The sequence below is a fragment of the Xenorhabdus stockiae genome, assembly GCF_002632825.1.
Lineage (GTDB): Bacteria > Pseudomonadota > Gammaproteobacteria > Enterobacterales > Enterobacteriaceae > Xenorhabdus > Xenorhabdus stockiae.
The window spans coordinates 111,173-124,714 of record NZ_NJAJ01000008.1 but is presented as its reverse complement, the minus strand read 5'-3'; the positions used below and the strand labels follow the sequence as shown (position 1 = coordinate 124,714).

Below are 13,542 nucleotides of genomic sequence, written 5' to 3'. Positions count from 1 at the left end.
GATCCCTTACCAATGCAGCAAATACAACCTATTGCCGAGCTAATGAGCATTATTGAAAATGCATTTGAAAACCGTACCAGCATCACTCCCGCAACTGTTGACGAAACAACACGTGATGCCATCAATCAAGTCATTCAAATGTTGGACAGCGGTAAACTGCGTGTCGCTGAAAAAATCGCAGATGAGTGGGTAACACATCAGTGGCTGAAAAAAGCAGTCCTGCTCTCTTTCCGCATTAATAACAATCAGGTTATGGAAGGTGCTGAAAGCCGCTATTTCGATAAAGTACCGATGAAGTTTGCTGATTATGATCAGGCACGTTTCGAAAAAGAAGGCTTCCGTGTCGTACCACCAGCAGCAGTACGTCAGGGTGCCTACATCGCACGTAATACTGTATTAATGCCATCTTACGTAAATCTGGGCGCTTATGTGGATGAAGGAACAATGGTCGATACATGGGCAACAGTAGGTTCCTGTGCGCAAATCGGTAAAAATGTTCACTTGTCCGGCGGTGTCGGTATTGGTGGTGTTCTGGAACCATTACAGGCCAACCCGACTATCATTGAAGACAACTGCTTTATCGGTGCACGCTCTGAGATTGTGGAAGGGGTTATCGTAGAAGAAGGTTCTGTGATCTCAATGGGTGTTTACATCGGCCAAAGTACCAAAATCTATGATCGTGAAACCGGCGAAATCCATTATGGCCGAGTACCTGCGGGTTCTGTCGTCGTATCCGGTAACCTGCCTTCCAAAGATGGCAGCTACAGCCTGTATTGTGCTGTTATCGTGAAAAAGGTCGATGCCAAAACCCGTGGCAAAGTGGGTATCAATGAATTGCTGCGTACAATAGACTAACTCTTTGAATAGCGGATAATAGATCCGCTATTTTTTATAGGCAAAAACTCAATTATTATCTCTGAAATCCTGAACTATCCTTGCCAGATAATTCATGATACTCGGGTTTCTGTCTTTTTGGTGGGCATCAGGATGCATTATTGCTAGGGCGTGTTAACGTTTTGTCTTCATCATTTATTCGACCCACATAGGTAAGGTAACGCTTAAAAAATGTTTTATTATTGATAACGATTAATGGGCAGTTAAAAAATATCGCTCAAATAGAACATTCTCGTCACCGAAATATAACCGGATTTTTGTTAACTGTTTTAACTGGATTGATTGCTTACTGCCTTAAGGAGAAGAAGCCATCACTGAAAGTTTTCTACTCAGAAGAAGATATTTCAGCAATGGCTTAAACGGAATTGGGGTTAATTACCTATTCTGAACAAATCACTAATCTTATCGACTGTGACTACCCCTTTCCGTATAGTGTCCGCAATTTTCATACTACTTGCCTGTAAGGTGACTTAATGAATATCAGCTTGATTGCTGCAATGGCGATGGATCGTGTTATTGGTCTGGACAATGCTATGCCGTGGACTGTTCCGGGTGATTTAGCTTGGTTTAAGCGTAATACACTCGGAAAGCCGGTTGTGATGGGAAGAGTAACCTATGAATCGATTGGTCGACCTTTACCGGGCCGTCTGAACATTATCATCAGCCGTCAGCCAGGCAGCGATGATCGTGTAACCTGGGTCAGCTCTATCGAAGAAGCTCTGGCTGCGGCAGGTGATGTCGAAGAAATAATGGTGATAGGCGGTGGTAAAATTTATGAACAATTTATTCCTCTGGCCAGTCGCATGTACCTGACTCACATTGACGCCGAAGTGATCGGGGATACCCATTTTCCTGATTATGAACCCGATGAGTGGAACTCGGTTTTTACTGAATATCACGATGCTGATGAGCGCAATTCACACAGCTACTGTTTTGAAATTCTGGAAAGAAGGCAGTAATTATTTTTCTCTGTCAGGTTTGAGAAATGGAGTGTCAGACGACCCTCCATTAAAAATTACGAATCTGAATCATCTGACTGAGTAGTAAATGCAGGCTGACTGAAATATTGTTTATCTTCCCAACGTAAAAGCGTCAGCTCTCCACCCCAGCAACAGCCTGTATCTAAAGCATAAATATCAGCAGGCGTTCCTCTTCCTTCCAGTGCTGCCCAGTGACCAAATGCAATGGAATAATCTTCAGGAATTTTTCGCGGGAGTTCAAACCAGGGTTTTAGTGGCGCGGGAGCATTTTCGGGCTTGGATTTGCAAATCATATCCAGCTGACCATTCGGAAAACAGTAACGCATTCGTGTCAATACGTTGGTGCTATAACGCAGTCGTGACAGTCCGCTTAATTTTGGTGACCAGCTATTGGGCATATCACCATACATAGCATTGAGAAACAGGGGATAACTGTCACTACGCAGGATTGCTTCCACTTCGTGGGCACATATTCTGGCTGTTTCCAGATCCCATTGTGGAGTCAGCCCTGCATGAGCCATGACCAGTTTCAGTTCATCATCGATCTGTAATACCGGTTGTTTTCTCAGCCAATTAATCAGTTCATCGACATCAGGAGCAGTAAGCAACTCATCCAACTGGTCTTTAGGTTTATTACGACTGATTTTGTTATACACAGCCAGCAAATGCAGGTCATGATTACCCAGAACCAACCTGACGGCGGACCCCAGTTGTTTAACATAGCGCAGAACCGCCAGAGAATCAGGGCCGCGGGCGACTAAATCACCTGTCAGCCACAATGTATCTCTGTCGGGATCAAAATCAACCTGTTGTAAGAGTGCAATCAGCTCGCGGTAGCAGCCGTGAATATCGCCGATAAGGTATGTAGACATAGTTAATTTATCAGTGTTGGGATAGCCAGTCGGAATACTGGAATAGCAACCCGGAATGGATTACCAAGATGATCAATCATCTCATAATGGCCTTCCATTGTTCCCAAAGGTGTTTCCAGAACAGTCCCGCTACTGTAGCGATACTCCGTTCCGGGCGGGATCACCGGCTGCTCTCCCACCACGCCTTCGCCATGAACTTCTGTCTGATGGCCGTTACTGTTGGTTATACGCCAGTAACGGCTGATGAGTTGCACGGGGGAATGCCCAAGATTACGAATTAATATTATATAAGAAAACACAAAACGTAGCCGGTCCGGTTCTGACTGGCTTTCAACGTAAGCGCTTTGAACTTGAATATGAACTCTTGGTTCGTTGAGCATAAATGCCTCCTTTTACTGCAACGTATGTCCGTTATCAGACAGTTTCAGATTGAGACGATAACCAGTTTGCCATTTTACAGTATTGCTCGACTGAAATATTTTCAGCACGTGTGCCCGGATCAACACCCAAATCAGAGAGTTGTTCAGGAGAAAACAGGTCACTCAGGCTATTGCGGATAGTTTTGCGACGTTGATTAAATGCTTGTGTCGTGATCCTTGCCAGCATGCGGATATCCTGCACAGGATGAGGTATCGATTTATAAGGCATAGCCTTATGAGGGATTAATCGCACGATAGCAGAATCGACTTTCGGCGCCGGGGTAAACGCGGTCGGCGGTACTTCCAGTACTGGCATAACATGACAGTAATATTGCGCCATGACACTCAAACGCCCGTAGGCTTTACTGCCCGGCCCGGCAACAAGACGATTTACGACTTCTTTCTGCAACATAAAGTTCATATCAGCGACAGCATCAGTGAAGCTGAACAGATGAAACATTAATGGCGTAGAGATGTTATACGGCAGATTACCGAATACACGCAGAGGTTGCCCCAGTTCTTTGGCGATCTCACCAAAATCAACGGTCATGGCATCCTGCTGAATAATAGTCAGCTTATCTTTCAGTTTCGGGTGGACCTGCAAACGAGCAGCCAGATCACGGTCAAGTTCGACGACCGTCATTTTATCCAGACGCGCTGCAACGGGTTCGGTCAGTGCTGCCAGACCCGGCCCGATTTCCACCATAGCCTGCCCAGGCTGTGGGTTCATAGCATCAACAATGCTATCAATGACATACTGGTCGGTTAAGAAATTTTGCCCGAAGCGTTTACGGGCATGGTGCCCTTGGTGGACTTTATTATTCATTACTGTTTTGTATCATTTTAATTGCGAGATTCAATGCGGTGATAAAACTTCCCACATCAGCTTGACCTGTCCCTGCCAGCTCCAGTGCGGTGCCATGATCGACAGAGGTTCGGATGAATGGCAGCCCCAGAGTGATATTCACCGCTCTGCCAAAACCCTGGTATTTTAGCACGGGCAGCCCTTGATCGTGATACATAGAAAGCACTGCATCAGCATGATCCAGATATTTTGGCTGAAACAGCGTATCAGCAGCTAATGGCCCTTCCAGCCAGATACCTTCGGCTCTGAGGCTCTCCAGTGCCGGAATAATCACATCAATCTCTTCACGCCCCATATGGCCGTTTTCACCTGCATGTGGATTAAGACCACAGACATAGATATGAGGGCTCGGGATGCCAAACTTGGTTTTCAGGTCATGATTAAGTATGGTGACCACTTCCCGCAGAGAATCAAAAGTTATCGCTTTGGGAACATCCAGAATCGGTAAATGGGTTGTTGCCAGAGCGACCCGTAACTCTTCTGTTGCCAGCATCATTACAACGCGTGAACACTGGCTATGGTCAGCAAAAAACTCAGTATGCCCGGTGAAGGCGATCCCGGCATCATTGATAACCCCTTTATGTACAGGGCCTGTTACCAGTGCCGAAAACTCACCTCTTAAACAACCATCGCAGGCTTTAGCCAGAGTTTCTGTTACATAAGTACCATTCTCCCGGTTTAATTCACCCGCGACAGCCGGAGTATGGAGAGAAACGGGGAGAATACTCAGTGTTCCGGCAGACTGTGAGTCAGATAAATGTTCCGGGGAGTAAGGCTGCAATTGCAAGGGCAGGTTCAGTTGCCGTGCACGGGAGAGCATGAGTTCAGGATCGGCACAGACAACTAATTGGACGGGCCACTCAAATTGGGCGAGGGCAATGACTAAATCCGGGCCAACCCCGGCTGGTTCGCCGGGGGTGATAATGATGGGTTTATTTTGCATCGTTGCCATCTAAAATTTTCACATAAGCAGAGGCGCGTAATTCCTGCATCCAGGTTTGCGCTTCTTCATTAAATTTACGGGTAAACAGCAGCTTGTAGGCACGATCTTTCTGTGCTGCATCGGTTTTGTCGACTTTGCGGGTATCAAGCAACTGAATCAGATGCCATCCGAAAGCAGAGTGAATAGGCTGGCTGATTTCGCCTTTTTTCAGTTTAACCAGAGCATCACGGAAAGCAGGATCATAAGCACTTGGCACATTCCAGCCCAGTTCACCGCCACGCATGGCAGAGCCAGGGTCTTCAGAATACTCTTTTGCTGCTTTCTCGAATGTCGTTTTACCGCTTAAAATTTCTTCCCGGAGCTGTCTTAATTTGTCGCGGGCCTGCTCATCAGTCATCACTGGTGATGCTTTCAGCAGAATATGGCGGGCATTGACTTCGGTGACTGCAACAGGCGCATTACCGCCACGGATATCATTCACTTTCAGGATATGGAAGCCGACACCGGAACGGATTGGGCCGATAACCTGCCCTTTTTGAGCTGACTGAAGCTGTTCAGCAAATAATGATGGTAGTTCCTGTAACCGGTTCCAGCCCATGTTGCCGCCTTTTAAGGCTTGTGTATCGCTGGAATAAGCAATTGCCAGTTTCCCAAAATCCCCGCCTTTTTTCAGATCAGATAAGATCTTGTTTACGGTAACTTCTGCTTTCTCGACCTGAGCGTGAGTTGGGTTCTCAGGCAGAGGGATCAAAATCTGACTAACGTTCAGTTCAGTATTCTGATCATTATGGCTACTGAGTTGATTCACTAAAGAATCAACTTCTTGGGGCAGAATAGAAATGCGACGACGGACTTCGTTGTTACGCACTTCAGCAATCAGCATTTCTTTGCGGATTTGATTTCGATAGGTATCGAAATTCATACCCTCCGCAGCCAGACTTTGCTTCATCTGAGCAAGACTCATATGGTTCTGTGCTGCAATGTTTTCAATGGTTGAGTCCACATCCGCATCAGGAATAGTAAGCTGCATCTGCTTTGCCATTTGCAGGACGATGTCATCCATAATCAGACGCTCAAGAATTTGGTGGCGCAATGTCTTTTCATCCGGTATCTGCTGACCAGATAATCTTGCGTTATTCTTAACGGACTCTAAGAGGTTGTTGACGTCACTTTCCAGCACGACATCATTATTAACAATGGCAGCGACCTTATTGATTTCCTGTGGTGCTGCTATGGCAGTGTTCATTGCAAACATCAACCCGAGAATGAGCGTTCTCCAGTTCTTCATATGTTTCCCATCATATCAATCCCGCCTTACAGCGGGGTTATTGTGTTTACATTTTGTTTATTGGTATCAGAAAGCACGCTGATAAGGCAAAATACTTTGCTGAAGCATCTTCTGGCTACCCAAACTATGATTGTTACTTAAGCCACGGAGTTCAATATTGAGTGACCATTTATTATCATATTCACTCTGGTTATCCTTCCAGCTGACTATCTTACGCTCGTAACCGACATTCACAGCCCAACAACAGGTACTATACTGCATACCGAGCATCTTGCTGGCGGGTTGTTTCTCTTTGGCATCGTAGTAATATGCGCCGACGACCGCCCAGCGATCAGTCAACGGCCAGCTTCCTATCACACCTACCTGAGAAATACCCTGCTGATACGCAGGAGCGTTTCTGAGAGTAGCCCGAATATAGTCACGATTAACAAAGCGATAATTCAGTTGTATCAGGCGGTCAGCATCACGGCGGTATTCCACGACTGAATTCCCCATTGAAACCTGGCTCAGACGGGTATCATACTGCACTCCACCTTTGAAGCCCCAGGATGAGTTGATGTTCCATTCAACATCACTGGCCCAGGTTGTAGAACCCGTTCTTCGGTTATTACTGGCATCAATAGGACTTTGTGTTTGCCCGGAAGAGTCAGCATCTTTAACGCGTGGTGCCTCAAAGTAATAAATTTGACCTATAGAGAAACTAAAACGTTCAACTAAATCTTCATCATAGATACGGGTGGTGATACCACTTGTAAATTGATTGGCTGATGAAATGCGATCCAGACCACTGTAGAACCGATCACGGAACAAGCCGGTATAATTGGTGTGCAGCAGGGAGGAATCATAGTCGTAAATATTATTCTGATTCCTATAGGGAACATAAAGGTACTGAACCCGAGGCTCCAATGTCTGCGTAAAACCGGGCTTAAAGTACATGGCCCGTTCAAATACCATCTGTGCATCTGATTTAAACTGTGGCAGAACGCGATTAACCGATTTCTCCAAATCAGAGGTCTTTTGCGCCGCAGGAATATCTTGTTGGTAGTGGGTTGCCATCAACTTAACTTCATTGTTGAGACTTGCCCAGCCATTGGAGAGTGGCAGGTTGATGGAAGGCTCTACATGCCAGCGGGTTGCGTTCGGCTGTTCCTTACCAACGCTGGTAAATTTGGCAAATTGCGCATAGGTGCGGAAATCAAATGGTCCCAGATCATTTTTATAGTAATTCAGATCTAGCTGAGGGGTAGCACGGTATGCTTTTCTGGTATCGCTGGCAGTAAAGATCTGGAATTGCTTGGTAGTTAACGTTGCATTCCAGTTCTGCTGCGCATAACCGATACTGAATTTTTGCGTGGCGTAACCATCAGTACTGGTTCCGTACTGAGAGCTGTAATCCGTAAAATAGTGCGGATCACTGACTTTGGTATAATCAGCATTGAAGCGCCAGACCTGATTCATCACTCCACCGTGGTTCAGGTAAAATAACCAGCGGCTGTTGCTATCCCGTTCAGGTCTGAGATTAAAATCTTTATCTTCTGCATACAGGCGGTCTTTCTTGATCCAATCGAATGCCACGGTGCCTGAGCCCGCTTTCGTTAAGTAACGGAACTCGTTATCGAGCTTCAGACCACGTTTGCTGATCAAGTGTGGTGTGATGGTCGCATCGTAGTTGGCAGCAATATTCCAGTAATAAGGCAGGATGAACTGGATACCGTCTTTATTGGAAAAACTGGCATTGGGGATCAAAAAACCAGAGCGGCGTCTATCGCCAATCGGTAGTTGCAGGTAGGGAGTATAAAATACGGGAACATTTGCGACCCTGAAACGGGCGTTCCAAATCTCAGCCACTTCTTCCTGACGATCCAGAATGACTTCTGAACCGATAACGCTCCAGCTATCGTTACCCGGCAGACAGGAAGTAAACACGCCATTATCTAAAATGGTATAGCGATTCTCACCGCGCAGCATCATTTTATCTGCGCTACCGCGTCCCTGGCGACCTACCATCTGGTACTTCCCTTGTTCCACATCGGTATCTTTTGTGGTTAAGTTAGCCCAGGCGCGTGGCCCTTTCAGAATTATCTGAGGATCATCATATCTGACATTCCCGGCAGCATGGATAGTCCGCACCGGGTCTTTAGCTTCAGCCTGCTCGAATCTGACTCTGTCGGCAGTCAGTGTTTTATTTCCTTGTTGGATATCGACATTACCGACAAACTCTACAGCAGTAGGGTATTCACCATGGGTATCATCAGACTGAATTTTAATCGGGAGTGTGTTGGGATCCCCGGTAATAATGGGTTTGTCGTAGACAGGGACACCCAGCATACATTGTGCTGCAAGGTCAGCGTGTGCCTGCTGACTGTAAAGTGCTGCCCATACCATCGTGGCCAGCAAAGTGGGATAACATTTATTCATAGATGCTTATGCGGTTCCATCATGAGTGGCATCATGCCGACAAACGCTGAGAGACTAACGCACTTGATAGATATGCGCCAGAGTAAAGTTAAATTTCACTAATCATGCTGTTAGGCACAGAGCTTAATGGATAGTATGATAATGATGAATAGTATGATAATGCAAAATTTCACTCAGGGCATTGAGGAATTAGAGAGTATATGCAGTATTGGGGAAAATTATTAGGGTTAATATTTGGTATTGCATCTGGTGCCGGGTTCTGGGGCATTGTGGTGGGTGTTCTGCTGGGCCATATCCTTGATAAGGTGAGGATACGGAATCAGGGAACCCCTGCTAAAAACCCATCGCGGCAGGCACTGTTTTTCCGCAGTACCTTTCAGGTATTGGGCCATTTGACTAAGTCAAAAGGACGGGTTACTGAAACGGATATCCAACTGGCCAGCCAGCTTATGGATCGAATGCGCCTGCATGGTGACGCCCGCCTTGCTGCACAACAGGCATTTCGTGAGGGTAAACGCCCTGAGTTTCCATTACGTGAGACATTAAAACAGCTTCGTCGGGCCTGTTTCGGGCGCTTTGATCTGATCAGAATGTTTCTCGAAATCCAGCTTCAGGCTGCATTTGCTGATGGTGAACTTCATCCCAATGAAAGAAAAGTGCTGTTTGTGATTGCTGAAGAACTGGGAATTTCCCGTATGCAGTTCGAGCAGTTTCTGGCGATGATGGAAGGCGGTCGTCATTTTGGCGGGCAATATCAGCAGAATGGTCATTATCAGGGAGCCGCCCAGCAGCGTGCGACGCTGGAAGATGCCTGTAAGGTGCTGGGGGTCAGCCAGAATGATGATGCCACAACCATTAAGCGGGCTTACCGGAAGCTGATGAGTGAGCACCATCCCGATAAGCTGGTGGCAAAAGGTTTACCACCAGAAATGATGGAGCTTGCCAAACAAAAAGCACAGTCCATTCAGGCCGCTTATGATCTGATCAAGAAAGAAAAAGGCTTTAAATAACGGCTGTCAGAAAGAAATTAACGGCAATTAAAAGTCGGCGATACATTCAAAATGCATCGGAGAACCATAAGCCGGGTGAGTGATAGACAGCTCCTGTGCGTGTAATTGCAGGCGAGGAGCTAACTCTTTTGCCTGTTGATGCGCATAGAACCGATCACCCAGAATGGGATAACCAAGTGCCAGCATATGTACCCGAAGCTGATGGGAACGTCCGGTGATAGGCGCGAGCCTGACGCGGGTTGCCTGTGCTTCATATTCAAGTACCTGATATTCGGTCTGTGCCGATTTTCCCGTTTCAAAGCAGACTTTTTGTTTCGGGCGATTCGGCCAGTCGCAGATTAACGGTAAATCAACCAGCCCTTCTTCCGGTTCTAATCTCCCCCAGACACGTGCGATATAGACTTTTTTCGGTTCACGCTCACGAAATTGTCGCTTGAGCTCACGTTCAGCCGCTTTGGTCAGTGCGACCACCATGATACCACTGGTCGCCATATCCAGCCGATGAACAGATTCGGCAGAGGGAAATTCGGCCTGTACCCGGGTCATGATACTGTCTTTATGTTCCTCAGCTTTTCCCGGAACAGAAAGCAATCCGCTGGGTTTATTGACAACCATAATGTGCTCATCCTGATAAAGCACATGTAACCAGGGGTCAGTCGGGGGATTATAAAACTCCAGCATAGTCGCTCCAATGGGTTTGGAAAATTGGGTTGGAAAAAATAACGGGGCGCATTCTAACAGCATATCGATGGGATAAAACAGAGGGGCACCTCGTTATGGATGCCCCTTATGACAGAATAACTATTCTTTATTGGTGAGAGACAACGACCAGACGAATTGCATCCAGACGCCAGTTTGCCTGATCCAGATTCAGCAACAGATGCTTATGCTCGGATTCAATGGCTTCCAGTTCATCATCACGGATATTCGGGTTGACCGCTTTCAGGGCTTCCAGACGTGACAACTCAGCGGACAGGACTTCATCAGCTTCTTTTTTCGCTTTCTCGATTAACTCACGCGCCTGTTGTTCAACCAGAGGTTCAGACTGCTGCAAAACAGCATGAACTTCTTTTTGAACCGCGTTAACCAGCTTGCTGGCATTATGGCGGTTGATGGCATTCAACTGACGGTTAAAACTTTCAAACTCCACCTGAGGTGCCAGGTTAGTGCCTTTCAGGTCCATCAATAAGCGTAACGGTGTCGGAGGCAGGAAGCGGGTTAATTGCAGGTGTTTCGGTGCCTGAGCCTCAACAACATAAACTAACTCAACTAACAGCGTACCAACCGGCAGTGCTTTGTTTTTCAGAATAGAAACTGCACAGCTTCCGGTATCGCCTGACAGGACAAGATCCAGACCGTTCCGGATAATCGGATGCTCCCAGCTCAGGAACTGAGTATCTTCGCGGGATAAGGCTTTTTCACGATCGAATGTAACAGAACAGCCATCCTGTGGCAGACCCGGGAAGTCAGGCACCAGCATGTGTTCAGACGGGTTGAGAATGATAATGTTATCGTTGCGATCTTCCTGATTGATACCAATGATATCGAACAGGTTCAGGGCAAAATTCACCAAATCAGTATTATTATCCTGTCCGGCAATGGTTTCAGCCAGAATCTGCCCTTGCTCACCACCGTTAGAATTCATCTCCAGCAGACGGTCACGGCCTTGCTCCAGCTGTTGTTTGAGCTGTTCGTGATGCGTGCGGCACTCGGAGATAAACTCGCAGAAGCCCGTTTGTTCGTTAGGCTTGGCAAGGAAATTCAGCAGCGTTTCATAGTACTTATCATAAATCGGGCGACCTGTCGGGCAGGTATGTTCGAATGCATCCAGACCTTCGTGATACCAGCGCAGCAGGACAGATTGTGCGGTATTTTCCAGATAAGGTACGCTGATCGTGATATTGCGGTTCTGACCGATACGATCCAGACGACCGATACGCTGTTCCAGCAAATCAGGATTGAAAGGCAGATCGAACATAACGAGCTGATTGGCAAACTGGAAGTTGCGTCCTTCGGAACCAATTTCAGAACACAGGAGCACCTGCGCGCCTTCTTCTTCGGAAGCGAAGTAAGCCGCTGCACGGTCACGCTCCAGCAGGGAAAGCCCTTCATGGAATACCGCACTGCGGATCCCTTCGCGTTCACGCAGAACCTGTTCCAGTTGCAGGGCAGTCTCCGCTTTGGCACAGATCACCAGTACTTTTTCATCGCGGTTTGCCAGCAGGAAGCCAAGCAGCCATTCAACACGGGGGTCAAAGTTCCACCATGTTGCATTTTCGCCTTCAAACTCCTGATAAATCCGTTCAGGGTAGAGCATATCTTTTGCACGCGCTTCCACCGTTTTTTTCGCCCCCATAATTTCAGACACTTTGATAGCAGTCTGATACTGGGATGGCAGTGGCAGCTTAATTTCATGCAGTTCGCGGTGAGGGAAACCTTTTACACCACCACGGGTATTACGGAACAGCAACCGGCTGGTGCCGTGGCGATCCATCAGCATCGCAACTAATTCACGGCGGGCGATTTCACTCTCTTCTTCCTGATTGCTATTCGCCGCTTTCAGCAGAGGTTCAATATCCTGTTCGCTGATCAGCTCAACAATCAGGTTTTGCTGGTCATTGCTCAGCGTTTCACCAGACAGCAGTAACGTTACTGCATCAGCAACCGGGCGGTATTTCTGCTGTTCGTCAATGAAAGCCTGATAATCGTGGAAACGATTTGGATCAAGGAGACGCAGACGGGCAAAGTGGCTTTCCTGTCCTAACTGTTCTGGTGTCGCTGTCAGCAGCAGAACAGACGGAATTTGTTCTGCCAGTTGTTCGATAACCTGATATTCGCGGCTTGGCGCTTTTTCACTCCATTCCAGATGGTGTGCTTCATCCACGACCATCAAATCCCAGCCCGCTTCCAGCAAATGCTCAAAGCGCTGTTTATTACGGCGAACAAAATCCAGCGAACAAATAACTAACTGTTCCGTTTCAAATGGATTATCGCTGTCATGCTGGGCTTCGGAATAACGGCCATCATCAAACAGAGAGAAGCGCAAGTTAAAGCGGCGCAGCATTTCCACCAGCCACTGATGCTGGAGACTGTCTGGCACAATAACCAGCACACGTTCGGCACGACCAGCCATCAGTTGTTGATGGATAATCATACCGGCTTCAATGGTCTTACCCAGACCAACTTCATCCGCCAGTAATACGCGCGGAGCATGGCGCTTACCGACTTCATTAGCGATATGTAACTGATGTGGGATCAAACTGGCACGAATGCCGCGCAGACCACTTTCTGCCAGCCGAAATTGTTCACTTTGATGCTTACGAGCACGGAAACGCAAGGCAAAGCGATCCATTCGATCAATCTGGCCGGCAAACAGGCGATCCTGTGGCTTATTGAATGTCAGCTTACTATCCAGAAATACTTCCCGCAGGATGACATTTTCTTCTTCAGTATCTAAACGAGTACCGATGTAGTTCAGCAGGCCATTCTCTTGTTGAACTTCATCGACCTTGAGTTTCCAGCCTTCGTGACTGGTCACGGTATCGCCCGCATTAAACATAACTCGGGTGATTGGGGAATCATTGCGTGAGTAGAGGCGGTTTTCTCCGCTGGCTGGAAAAAGCAATGTCACCATGCGCGTGTCAAGCGCCACGACTGTACCTAATCCAAGTTCGCTTTCTGTATCGCTTATCCAGCGTTGACCAAGAGTAAATGGCATAAATTTTGGCTCAGTTTTCTGTTAGATAATGTTATTTATGGTTGCAGGGTGGCTGCTTTTGTTGGATATCGATCATCATTGGTTATCGATAGGATTCGTATTTATGACTAGTTTTCATGACTAGTTCTGTGACAC

At 47.1% G+C, this 13,542-nt stretch carries 11 protein-coding genes and 1 pseudogene; 4 read left to right on the top strand and 8 right to left on the bottom strand.

The features are described from left to right. Positions 1-12: 12 nt before the first annotated feature. The 3 genes and pseudogenes from dapD to folA all read left to right on the top strand — a co-directional run bounded on the left by dapD (position 13) and on the right by folA (position 1,853). A complete protein-coding gene (gene dapD, locus Xsto_RS05655; RefSeq protein WP_422646221.1) occupies positions 13-855 on the top strand; it encodes a 2,3,4,5-tetrahydropyridine-2,6-dicarboxylate N-succinyltransferase in 843 nt (280 codons plus the stop codon). A 224-nt stretch (positions 856-1,079) separates the two neighbouring features. Further along, positions 1,080-1,253: pseudogene (locus Xsto_RS05650) on the top strand (IS982 family transposase); the annotation flags it as partial. A gap of 114 nt (positions 1,254-1,367) precedes the next feature. Then, positions 1,368-1,853: a type 3 dihydrofolate reductase gene (folA, locus tag Xsto_RS05645; RefSeq protein ID WP_099124344.1), complete on the top strand. Its 486-nt coding sequence runs from the start codon at positions 1,368-1,370 to the stop codon at positions 1,851-1,853. Positions 1,854-1,909: 56 nt separating this feature from the next. On the opposite strand, the gene apaH is transcribed toward folA, so the two are convergent. The 6 genes from apaH to lptD form a co-directional block, all read right to left on the bottom strand. Then, positions 1,910-2,746 (bottom strand): bis(5'-nucleosyl)-tetraphosphatase (symmetrical) ApaH, encoded by an 837-nt coding sequence (gene apaH / locus Xsto_RS05640; RefSeq protein ID WP_099108972.1) that lies wholly within the window; start codon positions 2,744-2,746, stop codon positions 1,910-1,912. Between the two features lie 2 nt (positions 2,747-2,748). Next, entirely contained in the window at positions 2,749-3,126 is a 378-nt protein-coding gene (apaG, locus tag Xsto_RS05635) for a Co2+/Mg2+ efflux protein ApaG (RefSeq protein ID WP_099108971.1), read from the bottom strand. Between the two features lie 34 nt (positions 3,127-3,160). Continuing rightward, positions 3,161-3,991: a 16S rRNA (adenine(1518)-N(6)/adenine(1519)-N(6))-dimethyltransferase RsmA gene (gene rsmA / locus Xsto_RS05630; protein WP_099120155.1), complete on the bottom strand. Its 831-nt coding sequence runs from the start codon at positions 3,989-3,991 to the stop codon at positions 3,161-3,163. Beyond that, the gene (pdxA, locus tag Xsto_RS05625) at positions 3,984-4,982 is read right to left on the bottom strand and encodes a 4-hydroxythreonine-4-phosphate dehydrogenase PdxA (protein WP_099124343.1); all 999 of its coding nucleotides are present in this window, start codon (positions 4,980-4,982) and stop codon (positions 3,984-3,986) included. The genes rsmA and pdxA overlap by 8 nt, the downstream gene beginning before the upstream one ends. Then, entirely contained in the window at positions 4,963-6,261 is a 1,299-nt protein-coding gene (gene surA, locus Xsto_RS05620; protein ID WP_099124342.1) for a peptidylprolyl isomerase SurA, read from the bottom strand. Before surA ends, pdxA begins: the two co-directional genes overlap by 20 nt. A gap of 66 nt (positions 6,262-6,327) precedes the next feature. Continuing rightward, entirely contained in the window at positions 6,328-8,679 is a 2,352-nt protein-coding gene (gene lptD, locus Xsto_RS05615) for an LPS assembly protein LptD (protein WP_099124341.1), read from the bottom strand. Between the two features lie 200 nt (positions 8,680-8,879). On the opposite strand from lptD, the gene djlA reads away from it, so the two are divergent. After that, positions 8,880-9,689 (top strand): co-chaperone DjlA, encoded by an 810-nt coding sequence (gene djlA / locus Xsto_RS05610; RefSeq protein WP_099108966.1) that lies wholly within the window; start codon positions 8,880-8,882, stop codon positions 9,687-9,689. A 27-nt stretch (positions 9,690-9,716) separates the two neighbouring features. Here the strand turns inward: djlA and rluA are convergent, their stop codons facing one another. Together rluA and rapA are read right to left on the bottom strand one after the other, a co-directional pair. Next, a complete protein-coding gene (gene rluA, locus Xsto_RS05605; protein WP_099108965.1) occupies positions 9,717-10,370 on the bottom strand; it encodes a bifunctional tRNA pseudouridine(32) synthase/23S rRNA pseudouridine(746) synthase RluA in 654 nt (217 codons plus the stop codon). Positions 10,371-10,497: 127 nt separating this feature from the next. Then, positions 10,498-13,407 (bottom strand): RNA polymerase-associated protein RapA, encoded by a 2,910-nt coding sequence (rapA, locus tag Xsto_RS05600; protein WP_099124340.1) that lies wholly within the window; start codon positions 13,405-13,407, stop codon positions 10,498-10,500. Positions 13,408-13,542 lie beyond the last annotated feature (135 nt).